Here is a 26,097-nt window from a genome sequence, read left to right as displayed (position 1 = left end):
AACTCAGAATAATAAGAGTCAATACATTTTTTAGAAAAATATTAATTATTCCTTTATTAAAATTTTCAGATGAATATTCATCTGAAAAATAGTAACTTTCAAGGTTATTTAAAATTCTTCTTCCTCATATTTTTAAACAGGAGAATCCTCTCTACGAATTGAATAAATTTATTTGAATATGAAACTCGGAGGAAGATAAATATATGAAAACAGCTCTTTTACTCGTCGATATTCAAAACGATTATTTTCCAAATGGAAAGATGGAATTGCGTAATCCAGTAGAAGCAAGCGAATATGCTAATCAGTTATTACAACAATTTAGAACAAACAGCGAACCTATTTTTCATATCCAACACGTAGCTATAAAAGATGACGCTACTTTTTTCCTACCTAATACAGAAGGTGTACATATTCACGAAAGCGTACGTCCACTTAGAGAAGAAACAGTTATAGTCAAACATTATCCAAATAGCTTCCGAGAAACTAATCTTCTAGAGCAATTAAAACGTTTTAATATTGAACATGTCGTTGTATGCGGGATGATGACTCATATGTGTATCGATGCAACAGTAAGGGCTGCATTCGATTTTGGCTTTCAATGTACCGTTATACATGACGCTTGTGCTACAAAAGACCTTTCTTTTAAGAACGCTACTATACCAGCTGTTTATATTCACAATACAATTTTAGCTAGTTTAAATGGCGTATATGCAAATGTAATAAGCACGCAAGAATTTTTAGCTACATAAAAAAACACTCCTTTCAGTGAGCAAAACCGAAAGGAGTGTTCCTTGTCGAACCATAGATTTTCTTTCAAATTGTATTATACAGGAAATTCTCAAAATGAATACTAAAAAATATGACTAATAAGTCAACTTTTCTCATTATTTTATTTCTGTTTACATGTTTATCCCGCTATTAATAGGTTTTAGCTCATTCTCTTCGAACGACGGTAATATATGGGGGTTCAATTTTAAAAGGAGCTCTTCACATTCTGTGAAGAGCTCCTCTACTATTTCTTATAAAGTTTCAGAAGTAGTTTTTGCTTGCATGTGAAGTGCTAAGTAATCAGGTCCACCAGCTTTAGAGTCTGTACCAGACATGTTAAAGCCACCGAATGGTTGGTAACCTACGATTGCACCAGTACATCCACGGTTGAAGTATAAGTTACCAACGTGGAAGTCTTCGCGTGCTTTTTCAATATGGTCACGGTTGTTAGTAATAACAGCACCTGTTAAACCGTATTCCGTATTGTTTGCAATTGCAAGTGCATGATCGAAGTCTTTCGCTTTACAGAATGCTACTACTGGTCCGAAGATTTCTTCTTTCATTAAGCGAGCATCTTCTGCAACGTCAGCAACGATTGTTGGTTGGATGAACCAGCCTTTAGAATCGTCTCCTTCGCCACCTGCTAAGATTCTACCTTCTTCTTTACCAATTGCAACATAGCTCATTACTTTATCAAATGCAGCTTGGTCATTAACAGGACCCATGTTTGTACCTAATACTGCTGGGTTAGCAACTGTTAATTCTTTTGTTAATTCAACAGCACGATTTAATACGTGATCGTATACATCTTCATGGATTACTGCACGAGAACATGCAGAACATTTTTGTCCTGAGAATCCGAATGCTGATGCAACGATAGACTTAGCTGCTAATTCAAGATCTGCTTCTTTATCAACAACGATTGTGTCTTTACCGCCCATTTCAGCGATAACGCGTTTTAACCAAATTTGTCCTGGGTTTACTTTCGCTGCACGCTCATAGATGCGGATACCTACATCACGAGATCCCGTGAAGCTTACGAAACGTGTACGAGGATGATCTACTAAGTAGTCACCAACTTCAGAACCGTTACCTGGAACGAAGTTTACTACGCCAGCTGGTAAGCCAGCTTCTTCTAATACTTCCATAAATTTCGCTGCTACTACAGGAGTTGTACTAGCTGGTTTTAGTAATACTGTGTTACCAGAAACTAAAGCAGCTGTTGTCATACCTGCCATAATTGCGAATGGGAAGTTCCAAGGAGAAATGATAACACCTACTCCTAATGGAATGTAAGAGAAACGATTATATTCAATTGGACGGCTTTCTACTGGAATACCGTCTTTTAATTTTAACATTTGACGACCATAATATTCCATAAAGTCGATTGCTTCTGCTGTATCAGCATCTGCCTCATTCCATGGCTTACCTGCTTCTTTTACAAGAATAGCAGAGAATTCATGTTTTCTGCGACGAACGATTGCTGCAGCACGGAATAAAATGTCTGCACGCATTTCTGGCTTTGATTTTCTCCAAGTTTGGAATGTTTCATCCGCTACTTGCATTGCTTTTTCAGCTAACTCACGGCTTGCTTTTGAAACACGACCAACAAGTTCCTCTTTATTTGCAGGGTTTACAGAAACAATTTTGTCTTCTGTAGTGATTTTTTCTCCCCCGATAATTAATGGATAGTCTTGTCCAAGATAAGATTCTACTTTCTTTAAACCTTCTTCAAACGCTAATTTGTTAGCCTCCACTGAAAAATCTGTAAATGGCTCATGTTTGTATGCTACTACCATTTTTTTAGCCTCCCCTTAGAAAAACGTTTACATTTTACAACATTATTCTACACGATAATTTAGATTTATTCAAATATTCCTAGACTTATATTTTAAAAATTAATAAATTTTTAAAATATAATAAAAAAAAGAGATTCATACATGCGTATGAATCTACAAAATATGAGTATATTCCAAAACATTTTTCCCGATCAATAATATAGTAACTAATAAAAATAAAGTCCTTACATATCCAACACCTTTTTGAACCGCAAACTTCGATCCAAAATAAGCACCTAAGATCATTGATAATCCCATGATAATACCGTATTCAAAATGAATTATGTCTAAGAATAAAAAAGTAATTAAAGATACAATATTACTAACAAAGTTCAAAAGTTTTCCAGATGCTGCCGCTTGAATAAAATCCAAGCCAATTAATAAAAATGCAAAAATTAAAAACGACCCTGTCCCTGGTCCAAAAAACCCATCATAAAATCCTATCATTAAAATAGCAAAGAAAAATATTAATGTTTTTCTTTGCGTCATCTTCTTATAGGTAGACACACTTCCCCAATTCTTTTTTGCAATAATATAAATAGCAATAAATACCAACATTACAAGTACTAATGGGCGTAAAATATCCGATGGAATAAATTTTACTACTAAAGCACCTGCAACAGCTCCAACAATAGTTAACGGGATTAACTTTCCTACAATTTTAAAATCAACTTTTCCTGATCGAATGAAATACATCGCACTCGTAAACGTCCCCATTGTTGCCGCTAATTTATTCGTTGCAATTGCCGAAGCTGGCGATAGGCCAACAAACATAAGTGCAGGAAGCGAAATTAACCCTCCTCCTCCAACAACGGAATCAATAAAAGCTGCTAAAAAACCGAATGCAATTAATAAAATAATGACTTGAAAACTTAATTCTTCCATGAGCTTTACCCCTTACCCCTATTTTTTACAACATTTTAAATTATAACAAAATTACATAAGAAAAAAAGCTGTTCCATAGAGGAACAGCCTTCATATTTAATCTAAAATTTTCACAAGTGGTTCATCTTGTTTTGCTTCACGTATAATAATAGCTTCTGGGCGTTCTACAGATTTAATCGTTACTTGTACTTTCATATAATTCGGGAAGTATTCCATAACAAGCCCTGCCACATATTGTGTAAAACCAACTATTTCCGCTTTTCCATTAAACTGGACAGGAATATCAAGCTTCATTTCTCTTAATTCATCATCTCTATACATACCAGTACCAATAACAGCTGTATAGTCGCCTTGGAAATAATCGCTTAGTTTTGCCTTAAAGTTGGATACTCTTGCAAGATCTTCACGTTTATTATCTGTTTTCGCTTGCTCTGATGGGAACAAATAATATTTTTCATTAATTTGTTTCCAATCTTCAACCGTTTCACTACCTTTTTCGACATTTGCATAAGAAACAAAATTACCTGGCACGAGCGAAGACTTTGGAGCTTGGCGATAAATCGCAAATGTTATCGGAATATTTTTTGTTTCAGGTTCTTTTTGATGTATGACTTTCAAAATTTCTTGCGCCATTTTTTTCCCTTCAGCTAACATCTTTTCATCTGGGATTGCAGCTTCACGTGGGTAACCATGCTCTTCGTTAAAATATTGAACAGAATTCATCGCTAATCCAACTACCATACCAACACGTTCCTCGCCGTTATCGCCTTTTTTCACATAATAATCATGCTCTAAAATATTTGAAATATATATTGGATTTTTTTTATTTTTCACTTCTAGTGATTCGGATCCTGTTCCTAATGCAGGATTTAATCCTATATTTGGAAATTTAACTGCATCTTTTTTTAATTTTTCCTCTAGTTCCTTTTGTTCAGCATCTGTACGTTTTCTTTTAACAAGCATCTGTATAGTTTGAGTATCTAGAGCTTTTCCGCCTTTTAAAAAATTATCTTTCGTACTAAATGATTCTTTTGCAATTCGCATTAATCCTGTTTCAAATTCATCTATATCAAGGCGACTATTTAACCCTTGCACCACTAAACCACGTGCCTTTCCACCATCAAATGGAATAGTCGTCTTATAATATTCATCCGAAATAGCGTATTTTGGAACAACTGATTGTTCTTTTGCTTTCCCCGATTTCCCAGCCACTTTTTCATCTTTGTCGGCACCTGCACTACACCCACTTACAAGTAGGCCAAGGCTTAATACCGCTAATGCTATTTTTTTCATGGTAAGTTTGCACCTCTTACTTATTTAGCTCTTGTAAGAACCTCTCTTCATTCCAAACCTCAACATTATGTTTCTCCGCTTGTGCTAATTTCGAACCAGCTGCTTCACCTGCAACAACTAAATCCGTACTCTTACTAACACTTCCTGTTACTTTTCCACCTAATGCCTCAATCTTCTTCTTCGCTTCACTTCGTCCCATAACTTCTAGCTTACCTGTTAAAACAACCGTTTTTCCTGCGAAGTAAGATTCAACATTTTGTAAATCTGCAATTTTTATACCTTTGTATGTCATATTCACGCCATACTCTTTAAACTGCTGTAATAACTCTAATACATCTTCATTATCAAAATATGTCACAACAGATTGAGCCATTTTTTCGCCAATTTCATTAATTGCTTTTAGTTCTTCTTCCGTTGCTTTTACAAGCTCATCCATCGTTTCAAAGTGCTCTGCAAATGTACGTGCTGCTTTCGCTCCAACGTGGCGAATTCCAAGACCAAATAATAATCGCTCTAACGAGTTTTCTTTAGAATTTTCAATTGCTTGTATTAAGTTTGTTGCTGATTTTTCACCAAAACGTTCCAACTGTAATAATTGCTCTTTCGTCAATGCATATAAATCAGCAAATGTACGAATGTAATCTGCATCAAAGAGTTGTGTAATGACACGTTCTCCAAGTCCATCAATATTCATCGCATTTCTTGAAACGAAATGGATTAATCCCTCTCGAATTTGAGCCGGACAAGTCGGATTTATACATCGAAGTGCTACTTCTTCTTCTAAACGAACAAGTTCACTCTCACATGCTGGACAATGAGTTGGCATGCGGTATTCTTCTTCCTCACCAGTACGCTTATCAAAAATAACGTTCACAACTTCAGGAATAATATCTCCAGCCTTCTTCACAACAACGTAGTCACCAATTCGAATGTCTTTTTCACGAATTAAATCTTCGTTATGTAAAGAAGCACGACGAACAATCGTACCAGCAACTCTCACTGGCTCTAGTTCTGCAGTCGGTGTTACAACCCCTGTTCGGCCAACACTTAATTCAATGCCTGTTAATCTCGTTACAACTTCTTCAGCCGGAAATTTATAAGCAATCGCCCACCTTGGACTCTTCGCTGTAGTTCCTAGACTTTCTTGAAGAGCAACATCATCTACTTTTATAACGATTCCATCAATCTCATAATCAAGATGCGGACGTTTTTCTTGCCATTCTTCTACATAAGCTATAACTTCTTCAATTGTTTCACATGTACGGCGATTTGGATTTGTCTTAAATCCAAGTTCACCTAAGAAATCCAGCGATTCACTATGTGATGAAATTGTTTTTTCTTCTACATTCGCAAGACCATACACAAACATAGATAAGTTACGCTTCGCTGCAATTTTCGGATCAAGTTGACGTATTGAACCTGCTGCTGCATTACGCGGATTCGCAAATACATCTTCTCCATTTTGCTCTTTTTCTTCATTTAGTTTAACGAATGAACGCTTCGGCATATAAGCTTCGCCTCGTGCTTCTAACGTTACTTCTTCATTTAAACGAAGTGGGATAGCTTTAATCGTTTTTAAATTTTGAGTAATATCTTCACCCGTTACACCATCACCACGTGTTGCCCCTTGAATGAAGCGTCCTTTTTCATAATGAAGCGAAACGGCAAGCCCGTCAATTTTTAATTCACATATATATCTTACATTCGCACCATCAATTCCTTGACGTACTCTTCTATCGAAATCACGTAAATCTCCTTCGTTAAATGCATTTCCTAAACTTAACATTGGTGACTTATGTGTTACTTTTTCAAATATATCAAGAACAGTCCCCCCAACGCGAACGGAGGGAGAATCTTCACTCATAAACTCTGGGTTCTCTGCTTCTAATTTTACAAGCTCCTGCATATTACGGTCATATTCCGCATCAGAAACAGAAGGATTGTCTAATACGTGATATTGATAGTTAAATGTATTTAACAAGTCACGTAATTCTTCTATACGTTTTTTTACTATCTCTTTTGACATATCCTCATTCCTTTCCTATTGTTTCGTCACAGGTGCAAATTTTGCTAACAAACGTTTAACACCAATTGGGCTTGGGAACGCAATATCTAATTCTTTTGCATCACCTTCACCTTTTACACTTACAACTGTACCGACTCCCCATTTTTGGTGGGAAGCTTTATCTCCTACTGCCCAGCCAATTTGTTCGCCGCCTGTCGTCTTAGCCGCAGGGCGCGCGAAAGCTGAACGAGAGCGTGTTGCTGTTGTGATTGTCGTTTTGCCGCTACTTGCCGTTCTGCCTTTTGTACCAAACGATGTTTCACGCTTCGGCGCTGTTTCATTTAATGATTCCACTAGTTCTGTCGGGATTTCTGTAATAAATCGAGACGCAGCGTTCATACTTGTTCTACCAAATAATGTACGCATTTGCGCGTTAGATAAATATAGCTCTTCTTCTGCACGAGTAATACCTACATAAGCAAGACGACGTTCTTCTTGCATTTCATCCTCTTCCATAAGAGAACGAGTATGAGGGAATATCCCTTCCTCTAAGCCAACAATAAAGACAACCGGGAACTCTAATCCTTTCGCCGAGTGCATCGTCATTAAAATAACTTCTTCACCAACAGTTGGGTCTTCATCTACACGATCAATATCAGCAACAAGTGCTAAATCTGTTAAGAATGCAACAAGGCTCTTATCTTCGCTTTGAGATTCAAATGTTTGCGTAACAGATAAGAACTCGTCTAAGTTTTCTAAACGACCTTCCGCTTCTAAAGAACGTTCATTTTTCAACATATCGCGATAGCCTGTTTTTTCAATAACTTCTTCTACTAATTCTGTAACAGATAAATACTCTTGCATATTTACCCAGTTATTTAATAAATTCGCGAATTCTTTTACTGCCTTTGTAATTTTTGCACTTACTCCAACATGCTCAATCTCATCAAATACAGCAGTTAATGAAATTCCATTTTGCACACCGTAATTAATAATTTTATCGATAGAAGTCGCACCAATGCCACGCTTTGGCACATTTATAATACGTGCAAAACTAATTTCATCATCTGGATTACCGATTAAACGTAAGTACGCCAAAATATCTTTAATCTCTTTACGATCGTAGAACTTCGTACCCCCGACAATTTTATACGGAATGTTAGATTTAAGGAAAATCTCCTCGACCATACGAGACTGAGCATTCGTACGATATAGCACTGCAAAATCAGTATATTTTCGTTTCCCCATTTGAATATCGTCACGAATTTTTTTTGCAACAAAATACGCTTCGTCCTTTTCAGTTGCAGCACGATAATACGAGATTTTACTTCCAACTTGATTGTCTGTCCATAATTTCTTCGGCTTACGATTCGTATTTTTTTCAATAACAGCATTCGCTGCATTTAAAATATTTTGTGACGAACGATAGTTTTGTTCTAACAGAATTACTTGTGCATTCTCATAGTCTTTTTCGAATGACAAAATGTTAGAAATATCTGCACCACGCCAGCGATAAATAGACTGGTCAGAGTCACCCACAACGCAAAGATTTTTAAAACGCGCTGCCAAATGTTTAACAAGAAGATATTGCGCTTTGTTCGTATCTTGATACTCATCAACATGAATATATTGGAACTTACGCTGATAAAACTCTAATACTTCTGGAACACGTTCAAATAGCTGAATCGTCGTCATAATTAAATCATCAAAGTCTAATGAATTATTTTTCAAAAGACGTTTTTGATACTCTGTGTATACATCGCTCGTTAATTTTTCATATGGATCAGCCATTGTAATTTTTTTTGCATATTTATCCGCAGATAACAGTTCATTTTTCGCATTACTAATACCCGCTAAAATAGAGCGCGGCTCAAATTTCTTCGGATCAACATTGCGCTCTTTCATAATTTTTTTGACTACAGTTAGCTGATCACCTGAATCTAAGATTGTAAAGTTACGATTAATACCAATACGATCGATATCGCGTCGTAAAATACGTACACACATAGAGTGGAACGTCGAAATCCAAATATCTTCTGCTTCTGGTCCCACAAGTGTATCAATACGCTCACGCATTTCACGAGCTGCTTTATTTGTGAAGGTAATAGCTAGTACATTCCATGGTGCTACACCTTTTTCACCAAGTAAATACGCAATACGATGTGTTAACACACGTGTCTTACCACTACCTGCACCTGCCATTAATAGAAGTGGTCCATTCGTTGTTTGTACTGCTTTTTGTTGCTGTGGATTTAAACCGTTTAATAACTTATCTGTCATACTCATATACGCCTGCACCTACTCTCCTTTTACTGCTTTAACTGTTTTTAACGCCGATTTTATATCATCATAAATAATATTTCCAACAACTACTGTATCAGCATATTGTGCCATTTCTTTCGCCTGTTCTGCATTAGAAATACCACCGCCATAATATAACTTAGCTTGTTTCAATTCTGCTTTTACATTTTTAACAAGTTCAACATCTCCATACGTACCGCTATATTCTAAATAAAATATCGGTAAACGTAATAGCTTGTCTGCTAAACGAGCATATGCAATAACGTCATCTTCTGTTAAATCACATTTCGCTTCTGTAAGCTGGGCTACTTTCGCTTCTGGATTTAAAACACAATACCCTTCCATAAAAATTTCGTCCCAGTCCATAATATCCCCAAATTCTTTCAATGCCTCATGATGAACACCTGTTACCCATTCTACTTTTCGGCTATTTAAAACACTTGGGATGTAATAAAAATCAAATCCTGGTGTAATTGCTTCTACATCAGAAACCTCTAATACACAAGGAACTGCATATCTACGAATGCTAACTAGCATGTGTAATACGTTATCAATTGTAACTCCATCACTTCCGCCTACAATAACCGCATCAGTTCCAGACTCACAAATCATTTCTAAATGTTCATCGCTTAACTCCTTATTTGGATCAAGCTTAAATACATGTTTCCATCCGGAAATATCGTACATGAAAACACCCTTCCTTTTCTCTAGTTATATATATTTCTGTTCAAAATAACAGTTTATTTTCATCATTATTGTTTTAACTTCATCTTAAATATTTGTTTAAAACGGAGAATTAAGTTTGGAATTACCTCTTCCATATTTTTTAAACTAGAGGATTTAATTTTGAAGTTCCTTTTATGCATTCTTTCATTATAACAAAAAAAGTTACTTACACACACGCACAATCCAACATCTTTTTCCACGTCAAATGTTGGATTACATATCCCAAAAATCAAACGGGATACTAATAAGAGAAATAGTATTATCTATTTCAACTTTCATAAAAAGGAGTGTTTTTCTAATGAAGCAAAATATCGGGACAATAAACGCTCTAATTCGAATTACACTTGGGCTCGTCCTCTTCGGATGTAGTGCAACTAAACTTGTACGCAAGCCGTGGTGCACTTGGTCTAACATTTTTCTATGGATTGGTGCAATGAAAGTTGCAGAAGGAATTGTTCGTTTCTGTCCTGTTGTTGAAATGTGGAAATTCGGAAAATACATGAATATGGGGGCATTTAAAATGCCTAGCATGAATTTTGGTGAAAAAGGACATGCTAAAGAAGAAGTGAATCAAACTTCCACTCATGACAAGCCAGAGTCAAAAGGAAGTTATGACGCTTCTGACAAAGAGATTGAGTCAGCGATTGAAGATATAATCCTGGCAAAACCGCTTTGAATCATTTGTCACGATGCAAGATGCTCTCAAAGGGACTTAGCTGCTGCAGTGGGCGGTTAAGTCTTCTTTATTTTACCATAAAACAGAACGTATATTCTCTTTTTGAACCTTAAAATGTATATAAAAGATATCAACCAATAAAATTCAGAAAATTAGATGCATACCTCTTGCTTAAAATGATATAAAAGTGATATCATTTTTATATCAGGAGGCGATCATATGAAAGAAAAACAAGTATTTTATGTAAATGGTTTTCTCGGTATTATTGGAATTTTGATTTTAGCTGCTATCGGTGTATTTTTCCTTGCACAAGAAATTTTCATAGGAGCGGCACTAACTATTATATTAGCCGCAGTTCTCGCTACAGGTATCGGTATTGTTCAACCGAATCAAGCGAAGGTTATTACGTTCTTCGGTAATTATTTAGGAACAATTCGTCAAAACGGTTTATTTTTAACGATTCCGTTCGCATTCCGTCAAACTGTATCTTTACGTGTTGAAAACTTTAACAGTAAAAAATTAAAAGTAAATGACGTTGATGGAAATCCAATTGAAATTGCAGCTGTTATCGTATATAAAGTTGTTGATTCTGCAAAAGCAATGTTTGGTGTTGAACATTATGATCGATTTGTAGAAATTCAAAGCGAAACGGCAATCCGCCATGTTGCAACAAAATATCCTTATGACAATTTCCAAGATGAAACCTGCGTTACGTTACGCGGAAATACTGAAGAAATCTCTGAAGAATTAAAACGTGAGTTAGAGGCGCGTCTTGAAATTGCTGGTGTAGAAGTATTAGAAACTCGTTTAACGCACTTAGCTTACGCAACAGAAATTGCCCATGCAATGCTACAACGCCAGCAAGCAAAAGCAGTATTAGCTGCTAGAAAAGAAATTGTTGAAGGTGCTGTGAAGATGGCGAAAGATTCCATCCATATGTTAGATGAAGAAGGCGTACTAGAACTCGATGACGAGCGTAAAGCAAATATGGTAAACAACTTATTAGTTGCCATCGTTTCAGATAAAGGTGCGCAGCCAGTTATTAATACAGGAAGCCTATACTAAGGGCTATAAGTAATTATGGCTAAAAAGAAAAGCTTTCCATTACGTATTGATCCTGAATTACACGCAGTCATCGAAAAATGGGCAAATGATGAATTTCGTAGCGTCAATGCACACATCGAGTATTTACTTCGAGAAATGGCAAAGCAAAAAGGGAAATTAAAAAAAGATAAAGATGCATAAAAAATCCCGCTGATTCCTCAGCGGGATTTTTACATATTAACTTTTCGTCATCTCATGCCCAATTGCACGATATCCTATATCACTTCGATAAAATAGACCATCACTCTCAATTTTACCGATTTCTTTATATACTTTATCTTTTGCTTCTTGTAAACTATTTGCCTTACAAGCAACAAATAATACACGGCCACCGTTCGTTACAAAGTCCCCATGTTTCATTGCTGTACCTGCATGGAAAACAATCACATCTTGCAGTGCATCTAGTCCGCTAATAATATCACCTTTTTTATATGCTTCTGGATATCCTTTAGAAGCAAGTACAACACCGATTACCGCTTCTTCTGACCATTGTAACGTTAGTTCACTTTCATCTAATACAGCGTTACATACATCAACTAAATCGTTTTCTAATCGAGGTAATACAACTTCTGTTTCAGGATCACCGAAGCGTGCATTAAATTCAATTACCTTCGGACCATCATTTGTTAAAATAAGACCTGCGTATAAAATACCTGTAAACGAACGGTTTTCTTCAATCATCGCCTTAGCAGTTGGATGCAATACGGTTTGAATCGCTTCTTGAACTGCTGATTCTGGAATTTGTGGTACTGGAGAATATGCACCCATTCCGCCCGTATTTGGTCCTTTATCACCATCAAAAGCTCTTTTATGATCTTGGGCGATTATCATTGGATGTACAGTTGTTCCATTCACGAATGCCATTAATGAAAATTCTTGTCCATCTAAAAACTCTTCAATAACGACCTTCTTACTTGCCGCGCCGAATTTCACATCTTGCAGCATTTCTTTCACAGCTTGTAATGCCTCTTCAAGCGTCATCGCTACCGTTACACCTTTACCAGCAGCTAGGCCGTCAGCTTTAATAACGATTGGTGCACCAACTTTTTGAATGTACTGTACTGCTTCTTCATAATCTGTAAAAGTTTCGTACGCCGCAGTTGGAATATCATACTTTTTCATAAGCTCTTTTGTAAAAGCTTTACTACCTTCAATAACAGCAGCCGCTTTATTCGGACCAAATACGCGAAGTCCCTCTTCTTTAAAACGATCAACAATTCCATTCATAAGCGGAATTTCTGGTCCAACGAAAGTTAACTCAACATTATTCTCTTTTGCAAATAAAACTAATGCATCAAAATCATTTTCATCAATATCAACTGGTGTTGCAACATCTCTCATACCTTCATTACCTGGTGCTACATATACCTTTTCTACTTTTTCAGATTGTGCAAACTTCCAAGCTAAAGCATGCTCACGCCCACCGCGGCCAATTACTAAAACATTCATATTTCATCCCCCAATAATTAAATAAGTACAAACTAGAAGCTATGCTCCTAGTTTGCTTTTTCATATCAATAAAAGGTTATCTCGACCAGACTTTTTAAACATCCATATCAATAAAGGTTTAAAAAGGAGGATTAAGAGAACCGAGCAGGTCGAGGCGCATTTGCCAGGAGGACACGGAGTGTAGCTTTCCTACATGAGTACCGCACTGGCGATGCAACGACGACATGCGAAGGTTCTCTTAACCGGACTTTTTTAACATCCATATCAATAAAGGTTTAAAAAGGAGGATTAAGAGAACCAAGCAGGTCGAGGCGCATTTGCCAGGAGGACACGGAGTGTAGCTTTCCTACATGAGTACCGCACTGGCGATGCAACGACGACATGCGAAGGTTATCTTAACCGGACTTTTTTAACATCCTCTATTAGTGTTTGAAATGACGTACGCCAGTGAACACCATAGCAATCCCATAAGTATCTGCCACTTTAATAGAATCTTCATCACGGATTGATCCGCCCGGTTGAATGATTGCTGTAATTCCTGCTTTTGCTGCTTCTTCTAATGTATCTGGCATTGGGAAGAAAGCATCAGATGCAAGCGCGCTACCTTGTGCTTTTTCACCAGCTTGTGTAATTGCGATTTTTGCAGAACCTACACGGTTCATCTGTCCCGCACCGACACCAATTGTCATGTCATCTTTCGCTAAAACAATTGCGTTTGATTTCACATGTTTTACAACTTTCCAAGCTAGTTTTAAATCTTTCCATTCTTGCTCTGAAGGTTCACGTTTCGTTGGAATTGAAATTGTACTTTCATCTAATGATAACGTATCTTCCTCTTGAACGAGAAGTCCACCTTGTACAGAAGTTAGTTTTTTGCTTGCACTTGTCGCTTTTTCAATATTTATAGTTAATAAACGTAAGTTCTTCTTACTTTGTAACACTTCTAAAGCTTCTTGCGAGAACGAAGGTGCGATAACAATTTCTAAGAAAATTTCATGTAACTTTTCTGCTGTAGCTTTATCAATTTCACGATTTGCTGCAATAATACCGCCGAAGATTGATACTGGATCTGCTTCATAAGCACGATTATATGCTTCGTGAATATTAGTTCCTACTCCAACACCACATGGATTCATATGTTTTACTGCTACTACTGCTGGTTCTGTAAATTCTTTTACGATGCTAAGCGCTGCGTCTGCATCATTAATATTGTTATACGATAATTCCTTACCGTGTAATTGTTCTGCGTATGCAACAGAAGACGTTGCTGCGAATGGCGCTTTATAGAAAGTTGCTTTTTGATGTGGGTTCTCGCCATAGCGTAAGTCTTGCTTTTTCTCAAATGTCACAGTTAATGTTTCTGGACTTTCTTCACCCATTTGCTCTGTTAAGTAGTTAGAAATTAACGCATCATACGCTGCTGTATGACGGAATACTTTCGCTGCTAGTTTACGTTTTGTTTCCTCTGCTACTTCACCGTTCTCTTTCAGTTCTGCTAACACAATATCATAATCTACTGGATCTACAATTACCGATACGAATTTATGATTTTTCGCAGCAGAGCGAATCATTGTTGGGCCACCGATATCAATATTTTCAATTGCATCAGCAAATGTTACATCAGGCTTAGCGATTGTTTCTTTAAATGGGTATAAGTTAACAACAACAAAGTCAATTGGCTCTATACCTAACTCATTCATTTGTGTTACATGTGTTTCATTATCACGAACTGCTAATAGACCACCATGAATATTTGGATGTAATGTTTTCACACGGCCATCCATAATTTCAGGGAAACCAGTTACTTCAGAAATGCCGATTACTTGTAAGCCATTTTCTTCTAGTAACTTTTTCGTACCACCTGTTGAAATAACTTCAATCCCTTGTTCTAGTAACCCTTTAACAAATTCTACTACTCCTGTTTTATCTGAAACACTTACTAATGCACGCTTTTTCATTTATCCTTCACCCCTGGTTGTATGTTAGTTAACAGTTGATTCTTTCACAGACTGAACAATTTGATTCACTGTATTTACGTATAATTTATGTTCAACTTGTTGAATTTTCTTTTGTAAGCTTTCTCTCGTATCCCCTTCAGAAACAACCACTGCTTCTTGTGCAATAATTGGCCCTGTATCCATACCTGCATCTACATAATGAATTGTTACTCCAGTTACTTTCACACCTGCTTCTAACGCTTGACCGACAGCATCTTTACCCGGAAAGCTCGGTAGTAATGATGGATGAATATTAATAATCTTCCCGCCGTATGCTTCTAGTAACGTCGGCCCGATTAAACGCATATATCCAGCTAAAATAACATAATCAATTTCATATTCTTCTAGCTTCTTTAATATCTCTTTTTCAAACGCTTCTTTTGACTCATATGCTTTCGCTGAAAAAGCAAAACACGGAATATGATGATAATTTGCCCGTCCAACAGCTCGCGCTTCTGGTTTATCACATACTAATAAACTAATTTCTGCATCCAATCTTTTTTCTTCTACCGCATTAACGAGAGATTGAAAGTTAGATCCACTTCCAGAAGCAAAAACTGCTAATCTACTCATAGTGCTGTGCCCCCATTAAAAGTAACGCCAGCTCCTTGTATAGTACGTCCAATAATACGAGCCATTTCTCCTTGCTCTTCAAGAAGACGAACAACATCTTTTGCATCTTCTTCCTTCACTGCTACTACCATACCAATACCCATGTTAAAAATATTGAACATTTCTTTCTCTTCCAGTTTTCCAACTTCTTGAAGCAAACTAAAGATCGGCTGAATTTCCCAAGATCCTAGTTCAATCTCAGCACCGATTCCTTCTGGCAACATGCGTGGAATATTTTCAATAAATCCACCACCTGTAATATGCGCCATACCGTATACTTCATGTTTCTTCAATAGTTCTAAAATAGGTTTGACATAAATTTTCGTTGGTTTTAATAATTCTTCACCAAGAGGTAGTTCTAAGCGGCCATAAATACGCTCTAAAGATAGTTCCCCATCTTCTAATAACACTTTTCGTACTAAAGAGTAACCATTGCTATGAATACCGCTAGATGCTAAGCCAATTAGCACGTGACCAGCTTCAATCTTTTCACCTGTTACAATTTTCTTTTTATCAACAATCCCAACTGTAAAACCAGCTAAATCATATTCTTCCGTAGAATACATTCCTGGCATTTCAGCTGTTTCTCCACCGATTAATGCACAACCAGCTTGGCGACAGCCCTCTGATATACCTTTGACGATGTTTTCAATTTTACTAGGTTCAGCTTTACCACAAGCAATATAATCAAGGAAGAAAAGCGGCTCTGCTCCTTGGACAACAATATCATTTACACACATTGCTACTGCATCAATACCAATTGTGTCATGTTTATCTGCCATAAAAGCGAGCATCAATTTCGTTCCCACGCCATCTGTTCCAGATACTAATACAGGTTCTTCTAATGCAAATTTTGATAGATCAAACATACCTCCAAAACCGCCTAAACCGCCTAGTACTTCTTTTCTCATAGTTGTTTGTACGTGTTTTTTCATGCGAGATACCGCTTCATATCCAGCTTCAATATCTACTCCTGCTTGCTTATATGCATTCGCCATCGTTATTTACACCTCGTCTTTTAATTTCTCCCCATCCAGGGCGGGCTATTTTAAGAAAGGATCTAGCTCCTACATCAAAAGAAGTAGAAGCTTTTCTCACTTTTCTTATTTCATGCTTTCTAAAAGCTCTTGCTCATAATCATAAAGAGCTGTTGGATAGTCCCCATTAAAGTAAGCCATGCATAGGCCGCCATATTTCCCTTCATATGGACGTCCAATTGCATCTACTAATCCATCTTCACTTAAAAATGTTAAAGAATCTGCTCCGATCATTTCACGGATTTCTTCTACTGTATGATTTGCTGCAATTAATTCTTTTCTCGTTTGAATATCAATACCATAGAAACATGGATATTTCAGAGGTGGTGAAGCAATTCTTACGTGAACTTCTGTCGCTCCAGCCTCACGAAGCATACGAACAATTCGTTTACTTGTCGTTCCTCTTACGATAGAGTCATCAATCATAACAACTCGTTTCCCTTCAACTACACCTCTTACTGCGGAAAGCTTCATCTTAACCCCTTGCTCGCGCAGTTCTTGAGAAGGTTGAATAAACGTACGTCCAACGTAACGATTTTTAATTAATCCTAACTCATATGGAATACCTGTCGCCTCCGCATAGCCAATCGCAGCTGAAATACTAGAGTCTGGTACACCAGTAACAACATCTGCTTCAATAGGAGCTTCTGCCGCTAAACGTTTCCCCATATTCTTACGTGCTGCATGGACGTTAACACCAGCAATATTTGAATCTGGGCGTGCAAAGTAAATGTATTCCATACTGCAAATTGCATGTTCTACATCATTTGTGAAACGATCCACGTGAATTCCTTCATCATTAATGACAAGTAATTCACCCGGTTCTACATCGCGAATGTATGTTGCACCTACTACATCAAAAGCACATGTTTCTGACGCTACAACGTAAGCATCCCCCATCTTTCCAATTGAAAGCGGACGGAACCCATTCGGATCTAATGCAACGATCATTTCATTTCCAGTTAGTAAAAGATACGCAAACGCACCTTTCACTTTATTTAAAGCCTCTTTTACACTTTCAATTAAAGAATCTTTCGTGCTACGTTTAATAAGATGTAAAAGTACTTCTGTATCTGAACTAGTTTGAAAAATACTGCCCTCTGCTTCTAATTCACGACGAAGCATTTTTGCATTAATTAAATTTCCGTTATGAGCTAACGCCATACTATGATCGGAAAAACGGAACAACAATGGTTGAACGTTAGCAACTTCACTTCCACCAGCTGTTGCATATCGTACATGTCCGATTGCTGATTTTCCATTTAATCCTTCTAGCTCACCTCTTGAAAACACTTCTGATATTAAACCTAACCCCTTGTGACCGACGATTTTTTCCCCATTATTTACGACAATGCCTGCGCCTTCTTGCCCACGGTGCTGTAAACTGTGCAATCCGTAGTATGAAACTTGTGCTGCATTTTCATGCCCCCAAATTCCGAAAACGCCACATTCTTCGTTTAACCCCTTTATTTCAGCAAGCATGGGATTGCCCCTTTCCAAGCCTTTCTCATTTCATCTACATTTGCTGTAAGTAATACTTCATTTTCTTCATTATGAATTGTTACTTCATTTGTACTTGTTACTTCTCCAACTTGGATTGCTTCTACCACTTTCTCAAACGCCTCTTTATTTTCACGTTTTACAGTTATCACGAAACGAGACTGTGATTCAGCGAATAATGCTGCTGTTGCTTCTCCATCTAATTTCACAGTAGCACCTAAGCCTTTAGCACCAATTGCACTTTCTGAAATCGCAACTGCTAAACCACCTTCAGCAACATCATGTGCAGATTGAACAAGACCAGCTTGAATTGCTTCTAATACTTGTTTTTGGCGTTTTAATTCTACATCTAAATCGATACTTGGTGATTGACCGAAAATTTTGCCGTGAATCATTTTCTGTAATTCACTTCCGCCAAACTCAGCTTTCGTCTCACCAATTACATACACTAAATCACCAGCTTGCTTAAACTCTTGTGTTGTTACATGTTTTAAGTCATGCACAAGTCCGACCATCCCAACAGTTGGTGTTGGATATACAGCTTCACCACTACGCTCGTTATACATCGATACGTTTCCGCCGATAACTGGTGTTTGTAATGTGCGACAAGCTTCACTCATACCGTCTACTGATTTCTCAATCTGCCAGAAGATTTCTGGTTTTTCTGGGTTCCCGAAGTTTAAGCAATCTGTAATTGCAAGTGGCTCTCCGCCAGAACATACGATATTACGCGCTGCCTCTGCTACTGCAATTTTACCGCCCATCTCTGGGTCTAGATAAATGTAGCGAGAGTTACAATCTGTCGTCATTGCTAATCCTTTTTCTGTACCGCGTACACGTACAACTGCAGCATCTGAACCTGGCGTAACAACTGTGCTTGTGCGAACTTGGTAATCGTATTGATCGTATACCCACTCTTTACTTGCAATTGTTGGTTGCTGTAATAAAGCGAATAACGTTTCTTTATAATTTTCTACTTTTGGCGTTTCCATTTTCATTGCTTGGAATTCAGCAAAGTATGCTGCTTCTTTTGATGGCTTATGATAAATTGGTGCTTCTTCTGCTAAAGCATCTGCTGGAACTTCAGCTACCTTTTCACCTTTATGGAATAAACGAAGCATTTTATCTTCTGTTACTTTCCCCATCGTAACCGCTGCAAGACCATACTTCTCAAATAAATCTACTATTTCTTGTTCTCTACCTTTTTTCACGACAATTAACATACGCTCTTGTGATTCAGATAGCATCATTTCATATGGTGTCATTCCTGTTTCACGCTGTGGTACATCATCTAAGTACATTTCAATACCCATTCCTGCTTTACTTGCCATTTCTGCAGATGATGATGTTAAACCAGCCGCACCCATATCTTGAATTCCAACAAGTGCATCGGATTGAATTAATTCTAAACACGCTTCAATAAGAAGCTTTTCCATAAATGGATCCCCTACTTGAACCGCTGGACGTTTCGCTTCTGAGCTTTCAGATAGTTCTTCCGACGCGAATGTTGCACCGTGAATACCGTCACGACCAGTTGATGCTCCTACGTACATTACTGTGTTACCAGCACCGTGCGCTTGCCCTTTTTTAATGTCTTCGTGGTTAATCAAACCTACGCACATTGCATTTACAAGTGGATTTCCTTCATAACATGGATCAAATTGTACTTCGCCGCCAACAGTCGGAATACCGATGCAGTTACCGTATCCTGCAATTCCTGCTACTACTTCTTCGAATAAATATTTCACACGTGGTGACTGTAATTCACCGAAACGAAGTGAGTTTAATAGAGCTACCGGGCGTGCTCCCATAGAGAATACGTCACGAATAATACCACCAACACCTGTTGCAGCTCCTTGATATGGTTCAATAGCTGAAGGATGGTTATGACTTTCCATTTTAAATACAACTGCTTGATTATCACCGATATCTACAATTCCAGCACCTTCTCCAGGTCCTTGCAGAACGCGCTCACCTGTAGTTGGAAACTTACGAAGAACTGGTTTCGAATTTTTATAACTACAATGTTCAGACCACATTACAGAGAATAACCCTGTTTCTGTATAATTTGGCAGACGACCTAAAATCTTTTCAACCATGGCAAACTCTTCGTCTGTTAGCCCCATTTCCGCATATATACGCTCTTCTTTAATTTGTGTTGGATTTGGTTCAAGCATTAACGACATATGTTTCCCTCCACTGTTTTAAGATAGATTGAAAGACTTTTAACCCTTCAGCACCGCCAAGTAATTCATCTACAGCACGCTCTGGATGTGGCATCATACCAAGTACATTTCCTTTTTCATTTACAATACCAGCAATATCTGAAACGCTACCGTTAGGGTTTTCTACGTAACGGAATGCGATTTGATTGTTCTCTTCTAATTGTTTAAGCGTCGCTTCATCACAATAGTAATTCCCCTCACCATGCGCGATTGGAATATTAATTACTTCATCTTTTCCATATTGTGATGTAAACATCGTTTCATTATTTTCAACACGCAACTGAACAGTGCGACACATAAATTTTAAGTTTTCGTTTCTCATTAACGCTCCTGGTAGTAATCCTGATTCAACAAGAATCTGGAATCCATTACATACACCTAAAATCGGCTTTCCTTGCTCAGCAGCTTTTTGCACTGCTTTCATTGCATTAGCAAAGCGAGAGATAGCACCGCAGCGTAAGTAGTCACCATAAGAAAATCCACCTGGTAGTAGAATTGCATCATATTCATCTAGATTCTCTGTATCGTGCCAAACGTAATCTACTTCTTCGCCAAGCTCATCTTTAATTGCATGGAACATATCGACATCACAGTTCGAACCCGGAAATACTATTACGGCAAATTTCACTGTGCGACAACCTCCTCAACTTCATAACGGAAGTCTTCCATTACAACGTTCGCTAATAGTTTTTCACACATTTCCTTTACCTTGCTATCTAAATCAGATACAGATTTATCAATTGTTAGTTCCATGTACTTTCCGATTCGAACATCTTGTACTTCTGTGAATGAAAGACTATGAAGTGCTCCTTTTACTGCTGTTCCTTGTGGATCTAATACGCTTTCTCTTAATGTTACATATACCTTAACTTTATACATGTGAAATTCCCCCTAAACGTTTTAAAATCTCTTCATAAGCATCTGTTAAATTTCCAAGATCGCGACGGAATACGTCTTTATCAAACTTTTCATTGCTCGTTTCATCCCATAAACGGCAAGTATCCGGTGAAATTTCATCCGCTAAAATGATTTCTCCTTCTTCCGTTACACCAAACTCTAATTTGAAATCTACTAATCTTACACGACAGCTTGCGAAATGATCAATCAACACTTGATTGATTTGTAGAGCCATATCTCGTAATACACTTACTTGCTCTGGTGATGCAACGTTTAATACACGAATATGATCTTCCGTTACAAGCGGATCTCCTAAATCATCATCTTTGAAGTAAAATTCTACGATTGGTTCTGCAAGTACAGTTCCCTCTTCCATTCCTAATCGTTTTGAAAGACTTCCTGCAATTACATTTCTTGTGACAACTTCTAAAGGAATAATACTCACTTTTTTAACAAGTTGTTCTGTTTCAGATAACTTCTCAACAAAATGTGTTTTAATTCCCACTTCTTGTAACTTTCTGAACAATAAAGTTGTAATTTCATTGTTCAAACGACCTTTTCCTGTAATCGTCTCTTTTTTCTCCCCATTGAAAGCAGTCGCACTATCTTTGTACTCTACCCAAACCATATCTGCTGATTCTGTACGATAAATTCTTTTTGCCTTACCTTCATACAGCAATTCTAGCTTTTGCATTTCGCAAGCCCCCTGTAGTTTGAAAAATGTGAATAATGTTTTTATAAAGAATGGCACAGAATGACTCTATTCTGTGCCATATGAAATTTTACGCTTCGTTTAATCCAAGGCGTTCAAAGATTGTATCAACGTGTTGCATATGATGCTCATAGTTGAAGCATTCATTAATTTCTTCTTGTGTTAACTTGCTTGTAATACGCTCATCAGCTTCTACAAGCTCTTTAAATTGTACTTGTGTTTCCCAAGCTTCCATCGCTTTAGGCTGTACGATATCATAAGCTTCTTCACGTACCATACCTTTGTCGATTAGTGTAAGCATTACGCGCTGAGAATAAATTAAGCCGTATGTTCTTGTCATATTGCGTTTCATATTCTCTGGGTATACAGTTAAGTTTTTAACGATATTACCAAAGCGATTTAACATGTAATTTAATGCGATTGTAGCATCTGGTAAAATTACACGTTCTGCCGAAGAGTGAGAAATGTCACGCTCATGCCATAATGGAACATTTTCGTAAGCTGTCATCATATAACCGCGGATAACACGAGCTAAACCAGTCATATTTTCAGAACCAATTGGATTACGTTTATGTGGCATTGCAGAAGAACCTTTTTGACCTTTTGCGAAAGCTTCTTCAACTTCACGTGTTTCACTCTTTTGTAAACCACGAATCTCAACTGCCATCTTTTCGATAGATGTTGCAATTAGTGCAAGTGTTGACATGTAGTGTGCGTGACGATCACGTTGCAATGTTTGTGTTGAAATTGGTGCTGCTTCTAATCCTAAGTTTTCACAAACATATTTTTCTACGAATGGATCGATATTTGCATATGTACCAACCGCACCAGATAGTTTACCAACACGAACTGTATCAGCAGCTTGTTTGAAACGCTCTACGTTACGTTTCATTTCTTCATACCAAAGACCAAGTTTTAAACCAAATGTTGTTGGTTCTGCATGAACACCATGTGTTCTTCCCATCATGATTGTGTATTTATGCTCTTTCGCTTTGTTAGCTAAAATGCTTACAAAGTTCTCTAAGTCTTTTAATATAATTTCATTCGCTTGTTTTAAGATGTAAGATAATGCTGTATCTACTACGTCTGTAGATGTTAAACCGTAATGAACCCATTTACGTTCCTCACCTAATGCTGGCGTTTCTGATACAGCACGAGTGAATGCAACTACGTCATGACGTGTTTCTTTTTCAATTTCATAAATACGATCAATATCAAATGATGCATGCTCACGAATTTTCTTAACATCTTCTTTTGGAATATCGCCAAGCTCAGCCCATGCTTCACAAGCTAAAATCTCAACTTCTAACCATGCTTTAAATTTGTTCTCTTCCGTCCAAATTGCACCCATTTCTGGGCGTGTATAACGACTAATCATCTTTTTCCCTCCAACAGTTGTTCTTGATGGTCCCAAATATGCAAACTCTTCGCTTTTTCTAGAGCGACTTCAATATTATCATTTAAAATATTAACATGCCCCATTTTTCGCTGTGCTTTTGCTTCTTCTTTTCCATACAAGTGTAAATAGCACCCGGTTAATCTATTCACTTGTCTTAGGACCCCTTCTATATGTTCGCCTAAAATGTTTACCATGACAACTGGTTTTAACAAATTTGTTTCTCCTAGAGGTAAATTACAGATTGCTCGAATATGTTGACCAAATTGACTCGTCTCACATGCATCCTGTGTATAGTGTCCTGAATTGTGAGGTCTTGGCGCTAATTCATTAATATAAATCTCACCATTATCTGTAGCAAACATCTCTACAGCTAGTGTTCCCACAAGTTCTAATTCATCCGCAAGTACCTTTGCATAAGCAATTGCTTTTTGAGAAAGCTCTTCTGTAATGCGAGCTGGAACGATAGATTCATGTAAAATGTTATTTACATGAATATTTTCTGCTACTGGAAACACTTTTGTTTCACCACTTACACTACGAATCACAATAACTGATACTTCTTTTTCAAAAGGCACCCATTTCTCTAAAATACATTCTGCTTTATCCACAAGATTTCTTGCTGTCTCAACATCAGCTTCACTTCTTAAAACAACTTGTCCTTTCCCATCATATCCACCTGTCGTCGTTTTTAAGACGGAAGGGAATGATAACTCAGCAATTGCTTCTGTAAGCTGATCTTGATTTTGAACTAATCTATACGTTGCTACTGGTAACCCAGCCTTCTCAATCGCATTCTTTTCTGTAAAACGATTTTGCGTTGTATTTAACAACTGACTACCTTGTGGTAAGTACGCATGTTTTTCAAGCCATTGTAAACATCTATAATCAATATTCTCAAATTCATATGTGACAACATCACTTATCTCTGCTAAATGCTGAATTGCTTTTAAATCATCATATGGTGCAACAATTTCAATATCAGCAACTTGTGCACATGGTGAATGCTTTGTAGGATCTAAAACAGCAATTTTATATCCCATTTCCTTAGCTGCCAATGCCATCATTCTTCCTAGCTGGCCGCCTCCAATAATACCGATTGTTTTTCCAGGTAAAATGATCCTCGTCATACTAGCTCACTACCTTCACGCACATCTTTTTCAATCGCTTCTCGTCTCAATTCTAATGCATCATGTATATCATCATGGAATGATCCAAGTATTTGTGCGGCAAGTAATCCAGCATTCGTTGAACCGGCTTTACCAATTGCAACAGTTGCAACTGGAACACCTCCTGGCATTTGGACGATGGATAATAATGAATCTAAGCCGTTTAATGCTTTTGATTGAACTGGAACTCCAATTACAGGAAGATTTGTCTTCGCTGCAACCATTCCTGGTAAATGTGCTGCTCCACCAGCTCCAGCAATAATAACTTTCAATCCACGTTCACGAGCCGTCTCTGCATATTCAAACATATAATCCGGAGTCCGATGAGCGGATACAACTTTTTTCTCATACGGTATATTTAATTCATCTAAAATGTCACAAGCATATTTCATTGTTTCCCAGTCTGACGTGCTTCCCATTATGACTCCAACTAGTGATTTCATATTAGAATCCCCCCGATTCAAATAAAAAAAGCCTGAAATAGAACAGTTTCTCTTTTACTATGAGAGAAAGCGCTCTACTCAGGCATACGTATCCCTTGTGAATAGAAAAATACCGAGTGACTTTCCCTCATAGTCTAACGAATAACGGTCGTTAGGTAGAGACTTGCAGGCCATATCCCCGCGATTATATGAGGTCTTATATTATTGTTTCTATGGTTATATTAACAATATTTCATAAACAATGTCAATAAATAATCGAATGTTTTTTTATTAGTAGTCAATAACGTTCGTGTTTTAGTTATATTCAAAAGAAGAATTGCAACTATATGCAAGAAGAAAAGGGAATTAGAATATATATTTCTAGAGATCTATTTTACGTATAATCGTTTAAATGGCACTTCAGTATGTTTTAAATCAATATATATACACTCTTGTATTATTATAACGATTTAATTTCTAAGGAGGATAACTGTTAAAGAAAGAACTATGCTATTATCCTATTTATTTTTCTCTATTGCAGTAATTTCTGTAATTATTAAATACTTATTTATAGCATCTCATTATTTAAAATATATACTTATGATAGTAATAATTTGTCCTATTTTAAGTATTACTTTAGTGGCATTAGGAAAATCAGGAACACAAAAAATCATTGCTATTATTTTAAACAGTCTCTATTTCATTCTTTTTTCGTCTTTAGCTTTATTAAATTTATGGATTATAGCCTTCGGTAAATAAAAATAAACACAAAAAAACCTAAGTCGAAACGACTTAGGTTTTTGCTTGGCGACGTCCTACTCTCACAGGGACAAGGTCCCAACTACCATCGGCGCTAGAGAGCTTAACTTCCGTGTTCGGTATGGGAACGGGTGTGACCTCTCTGCCATCATCACCAAACTATGAAGGCATATTCCTTCAAAACTAGATAACATTGCTACATATTATATGGTTAAGTCCTCGATCTATTAGTATTCGTCAGCTCCACATGTCACCATGCTTCCACCTCGAACCTATCAACCTGATCATCTTTCAGGGATCTTACTAGCTTACGCTATGGGAAATCT

General features: G+C 37.2%; 22 protein-coding genes, 2 rRNA genes, 1 pseudogene and 1 riboswitch. Of the genes and pseudogenes, 5 read left to right on the top strand and 20 right to left on the bottom strand.

Going from position 1 to position 26,097, the window contains the following annotated elements; genetic code table 11:
- Positions 1 to 203 precede the first annotated feature (203 nt).
- Positions 204 to 769 (top strand): annotated as a pseudogene (locus D1166_RS12940) (cysteine hydrolase family protein).
- A gap of 250 nt (positions 770 to 1,019) precedes the next feature.
- Here D1166_RS12940 and pruA read toward each other — a convergent pair.
- The 6 genes from pruA to pcrB form a co-directional block, all read right to left on the bottom strand.
- A complete protein-coding gene (pruA, locus tag D1166_RS12935; protein ID WP_000259555.1) occupies positions 1,020 to 2,567 on the bottom strand; it encodes an L-glutamate gamma-semialdehyde dehydrogenase in 1,548 nt (515 codons plus the stop codon).
- Between the two features lie 153 nt (positions 2,568 to 2,720).
- Positions 2,721 to 3,491 carry a TSUP family transporter gene (locus D1166_RS12930; RefSeq protein ID WP_000391975.1) on the bottom strand — a complete coding sequence of 257 codons (771 nt, stop codon included), beginning with the start codon at positions 3,489 to 3,491 and terminating at the stop codon, positions 2,721 to 2,723.
- Positions 3,492 to 3,587: 96 nt separating this feature from the next.
- Positions 3,588 to 4,784 carry a CamS family sex pheromone protein gene (locus D1166_RS12925; RefSeq protein ID WP_000717034.1) on the bottom strand — a complete coding sequence of 399 codons (1,197 nt, stop codon included), beginning with the start codon at positions 4,782 to 4,784 and terminating at the stop codon, positions 3,588 to 3,590.
- A 16-nt stretch (positions 4,785 to 4,800) separates the two neighbouring features.
- Entirely contained in the window at positions 4,801 to 6,810 is a 2,010-nt protein-coding gene (ligA, locus tag D1166_RS12920) for an NAD-dependent DNA ligase LigA (protein ID WP_061655287.1), read from the bottom strand.
- Between the two features lie 15 nt (positions 6,811 to 6,825).
- The gene (gene pcrA, locus D1166_RS12915) at positions 6,826 to 9,075 is read right to left on the bottom strand and encodes a DNA helicase PcrA (RefSeq protein ID WP_118043336.1); all 2,250 of its coding nucleotides are present in this window, start codon (positions 9,073 to 9,075) and stop codon (positions 6,826 to 6,828) included.
- 12 nt (positions 9,076 to 9,087) lie between these two features.
- The gene (gene pcrB, locus D1166_RS12910) at positions 9,088 to 9,777 is read right to left on the bottom strand and encodes a heptaprenylglyceryl phosphate synthase (protein WP_000272102.1); all 690 of its coding nucleotides are present in this window, start codon (positions 9,775 to 9,777) and stop codon (positions 9,088 to 9,090) included.
- 337 nt (positions 9,778 to 10,114) lie between these two features.
- On the opposite strand from pcrB, the gene D1166_RS12900 reads away from it, so the two are divergent.
- The 3 genes from D1166_RS12900 to D1166_RS12890 all read left to right on the top strand — a co-directional run bounded on the left by D1166_RS12900 (position 10,115) and on the right by D1166_RS12890 (position 11,737).
- Positions 10,115 to 10,492, top strand: coding sequence for a YgaP family membrane protein (locus D1166_RS12900; protein WP_000812348.1), 378 nt, complete (start codon positions 10,115 to 10,117; stop codon positions 10,490 to 10,492).
- Positions 10,493 to 10,711: 219 nt separating this feature from the next.
- Complete coding sequence (locus D1166_RS12895; RefSeq protein WP_000660669.1) at positions 10,712 to 11,557, top strand: SPFH domain-containing protein; 846 nt, start codon at positions 10,712 to 10,714, stop codon at positions 11,555 to 11,557.
- A 15-nt stretch (positions 11,558 to 11,572) separates the two neighbouring features.
- Positions 11,573 to 11,737 (top strand): type II toxin-antitoxin system antitoxin, encoded by a 165-nt coding sequence (locus D1166_RS12890; RefSeq protein WP_001085171.1) that lies wholly within the window; start codon positions 11,573 to 11,575, stop codon positions 11,735 to 11,737.
- 36 nt (positions 11,738 to 11,773) lie between these two features.
- On the opposite strand, the gene purD is transcribed toward D1166_RS12890, so the two are convergent.
- The 12 genes from purD to purE all read right to left on the bottom strand — a co-directional run bounded on the left by purD (position 11,774) and on the right by purE (position 25,033).
- The gene (purD, locus tag D1166_RS12885) at positions 11,774 to 13,045 is read right to left on the bottom strand and encodes a phosphoribosylamine--glycine ligase (RefSeq protein ID WP_001101975.1); all 1,272 of its coding nucleotides are present in this window, start codon (positions 13,043 to 13,045) and stop codon (positions 11,774 to 11,776) included.
- Positions 13,046 to 13,467: 422 nt separating this feature from the next.
- A complete protein-coding gene (gene purH, locus D1166_RS12880; RefSeq protein ID WP_097856382.1) occupies positions 13,468 to 15,003 on the bottom strand; it encodes a bifunctional phosphoribosylaminoimidazolecarboxamide formyltransferase/IMP cyclohydrolase in 1,536 nt (511 codons plus the stop codon).
- Positions 15,004 to 15,027: 24 nt separating this feature from the next.
- Positions 15,028 to 15,615, bottom strand: a complete 588-nt coding sequence (gene purN / locus D1166_RS12875) for a phosphoribosylglycinamide formyltransferase (protein ID WP_000088589.1) — start codon at positions 15,613 to 15,615, stop codon at positions 15,028 to 15,030.
- Positions 15,612 to 16,652: a phosphoribosylformylglycinamidine cyclo-ligase gene (gene purM, locus D1166_RS12870; RefSeq protein WP_001262439.1), complete on the bottom strand. Its 1,041-nt coding sequence runs from the start codon at positions 16,650 to 16,652 to the stop codon at positions 15,612 to 15,614. Before purM ends, purN begins: the two co-directional genes overlap by 4 nt.
- A gap of 105 nt (positions 16,653 to 16,757) precedes the next feature.
- Positions 16,758 to 18,173, bottom strand: coding sequence for an amidophosphoribosyltransferase (gene purF / locus D1166_RS12865; RefSeq protein ID WP_000879032.1), 1,416 nt, complete (start codon positions 18,171 to 18,173; stop codon positions 16,758 to 16,760).
- Complete coding sequence (purL, locus tag D1166_RS12860) at positions 18,158 to 20,377, bottom strand: phosphoribosylformylglycinamidine synthase II (protein WP_000055564.1); 2,220 nt, start codon at positions 20,375 to 20,377, stop codon at positions 18,158 to 18,160. Before purL ends, purF begins: the two co-directional genes overlap by 16 nt.
- The gene (gene purQ / locus D1166_RS12855) at positions 20,361 to 21,044 is read right to left on the bottom strand and encodes a phosphoribosylformylglycinamidine synthase subunit PurQ (protein ID WP_000666787.1); all 684 of its coding nucleotides are present in this window, start codon (positions 21,042 to 21,044) and stop codon (positions 20,361 to 20,363) included. The genes purL and purQ overlap by 17 nt, the downstream gene beginning before the upstream one ends.
- On the bottom strand, positions 21,041 to 21,295 hold the full coding sequence (gene purS, locus D1166_RS12850) for a phosphoribosylformylglycinamidine synthase subunit PurS (protein WP_000278823.1): 255 nt from the start codon (positions 21,293 to 21,295) through the stop codon (positions 21,041 to 21,043). The genes purQ and purS overlap by 4 nt, the downstream gene beginning before the upstream one ends.
- Positions 21,288 to 22,007, bottom strand: a complete 720-nt coding sequence (gene purC, locus D1166_RS12845; protein WP_001170544.1) for a phosphoribosylaminoimidazolesuccinocarboxamide synthase — start codon at positions 22,005 to 22,007, stop codon at positions 21,288 to 21,290. Before purC ends, purS begins: the two co-directional genes overlap by 8 nt.
- Positions 22,008 to 22,095: 88 nt before the next feature.
- On the bottom strand, positions 22,096 to 23,403 hold the full coding sequence (gene purB, locus D1166_RS12840; protein WP_000625682.1) for an adenylosuccinate lyase: 1,308 nt from the start codon (positions 23,401 to 23,403) through the stop codon (positions 22,096 to 22,098).
- The gene (gene purK / locus D1166_RS12835; protein WP_000196770.1) at positions 23,400 to 24,551 is read right to left on the bottom strand and encodes a 5-(carboxyamino)imidazole ribonucleotide synthase; all 1,152 of its coding nucleotides are present in this window, start codon (positions 24,549 to 24,551) and stop codon (positions 23,400 to 23,402) included. The genes purB and purK overlap by 4 nt, the downstream gene beginning before the upstream one ends.
- Positions 24,548 to 25,033, bottom strand: a complete 486-nt coding sequence (purE, locus tag D1166_RS12830; RefSeq protein ID WP_000839367.1) for a 5-(carboxyamino)imidazole ribonucleotide mutase — start codon at positions 25,031 to 25,033, stop codon at positions 24,548 to 24,550. The genes purK and purE overlap by 4 nt, the downstream gene beginning before the upstream one ends.
- A 110-nt stretch (positions 25,034 to 25,143) precedes the next feature.
- A riboswitch (purine riboswitch) is annotated at positions 25,144 to 25,245 on the bottom strand.
- 274 nt (positions 25,246 to 25,519) lie between these two features.
- Between purE and D1166_RS31785 the strand changes: the two genes are divergently transcribed.
- Entirely contained in the window at positions 25,520 to 25,771 is a 252-nt protein-coding gene (locus D1166_RS31785; RefSeq protein ID WP_000927502.1) for a hypothetical protein, read from the top strand.
- Between the two features lie 43 nt (positions 25,772 to 25,814).
- Here D1166_RS31785 and rrf read toward each other — a convergent pair.
- Together rrf and D1166_RS12815 are read right to left on the bottom strand one after the other, a co-directional pair.
- Positions 25,815 to 25,930: ribosomal RNA gene (gene rrf, locus D1166_RS12820) — 5S ribosomal RNA — on the bottom strand.
- Positions 25,931 to 25,978: 48 nt separating this feature from the next.
- Positions 25,979 to 26,097 (bottom strand): 23S ribosomal RNA (locus D1166_RS12815); the annotation flags it as partial.

Source organism: Bacillus sp. ISO11, from assembly GCF_003458115.1.
In the GTDB taxonomy this organism is placed as follows: domain Bacteria; phylum Bacillota; class Bacilli; order Bacillales; family Bacillaceae_G; genus Bacillus_A; species Bacillus_A cereus.
Note: the sequence above shows the minus strand (reverse complement) of the source record. Positions and strands in the feature narration are given on the sequence as shown.

Coding starts and splice junctions, on each gene's coding strand:
- purH (WP_097856382.1), bottom strand. CDS start 15,003: ATGAAAAAGCGTGCATTAGTAAGTGTTTCAGATAAAACAGGAGTAGTA.
- D1166_RS12895 (WP_000660669.1), top strand. CDS start 10,712: ATGAAAGAAAAACAAGTATTTTATGTAAATGGTTTTCTCGGTATTATT.
- purK (WP_000196770.1), bottom strand. CDS start 24,551: ATGACGAGGATCATTTTACCTGGAAAAACAATCGGTATTATTGGAGGC.
- pcrA (WP_118043336.1), bottom strand. CDS start 9,075: ATGAGTATGACAGATAAGTTATTAAACGGTTTAAATCCACAGCAACAA.
- D1166_RS12900 (WP_000812348.1), top strand. CDS start 10,115: ATGAAGCAAAATATCGGGACAATAAACGCTCTAATTCGAATTACACTT.
- D1166_RS12930 (WP_000391975.1), bottom strand. CDS start 3,491: ATGGAAGAATTAAGTTTTCAAGTCATTATTTTATTAATTGCATTCGGT.
- D1166_RS12890 (WP_001085171.1), top strand. CDS start 11,573: ATGGCTAAAAAGAAAAGCTTTCCATTACGTATTGATCCTGAATTACAC.
- pruA (WP_000259555.1), bottom strand. CDS start 2,567: ATGGTAGTAGCATACAAACATGAGCCATTTACAGATTTTTCAGTGGAG.
- ligA (WP_061655287.1), bottom strand. CDS start 6,810: ATGTCAAAAGAGATAGTAAAAAAACGTATAGAAGAATTACGTGACTTG.
- D1166_RS12925 (WP_000717034.1), bottom strand. CDS start 4,784: ATGAAAAAAATAGCATTAGCGGTATTAAGCCTTGGCCTACTTGTAAGT.
- purN (WP_000088589.1), bottom strand. CDS start 15,615: ATGAGTAGATTAGCAGTTTTTGCTTCTGGAAGTGGATCTAACTTTCAA.
- purM (WP_001262439.1), bottom strand. CDS start 16,652: ATGGCGAATGCATATAAGCAAGCAGGAGTAGATATTGAAGCTGGATAT.
- purB (WP_000625682.1), bottom strand. CDS start 23,403: ATGATTAGTCGTTATACACGCCCAGAAATGGGTGCAATTTGGACGGAA.
- purL (WP_000055564.1), bottom strand. CDS start 20,377: ATGTCGTTAATGCTTGAACCAAATCCAACACAAATTAAAGAAGAGCGT.
- purF (WP_000879032.1), bottom strand. CDS start 18,173: ATGCTTGCTGAAATAAAGGGGTTAAACGAAGAATGTGGCGTTTTCGGA.
- purD (WP_001101975.1), bottom strand. CDS start 13,045: ATGAATGTTTTAGTAATTGGCCGCGGTGGGCGTGAGCATGCTTTAGCT.
- purE (WP_000839367.1), bottom strand. CDS start 25,033: ATGAAATCACTAGTTGGAGTCATAATGGGAAGCACGTCAGACTGGGAA.
- purC (WP_001170544.1), bottom strand. CDS start 22,007: ATGCAAAAGCTAGAATTGCTGTATGAAGGTAAGGCAAAAAGAATTTAT.
- purS (WP_000278823.1), bottom strand. CDS start 21,295: ATGTATAAAGTTAAGGTATATGTAACATTAAGAGAAAGCGTATTAGAT.
- D1166_RS31785 (WP_000927502.1), top strand. CDS start 25,520: ATGCTATTATCCTATTTATTTTTCTCTATTGCAGTAATTTCTGTAATT.
- pcrB (WP_000272102.1), bottom strand. CDS start 9,777: ATGTACGATATTTCCGGATGGAAACATGTATTTAAGCTTGATCCAAAT.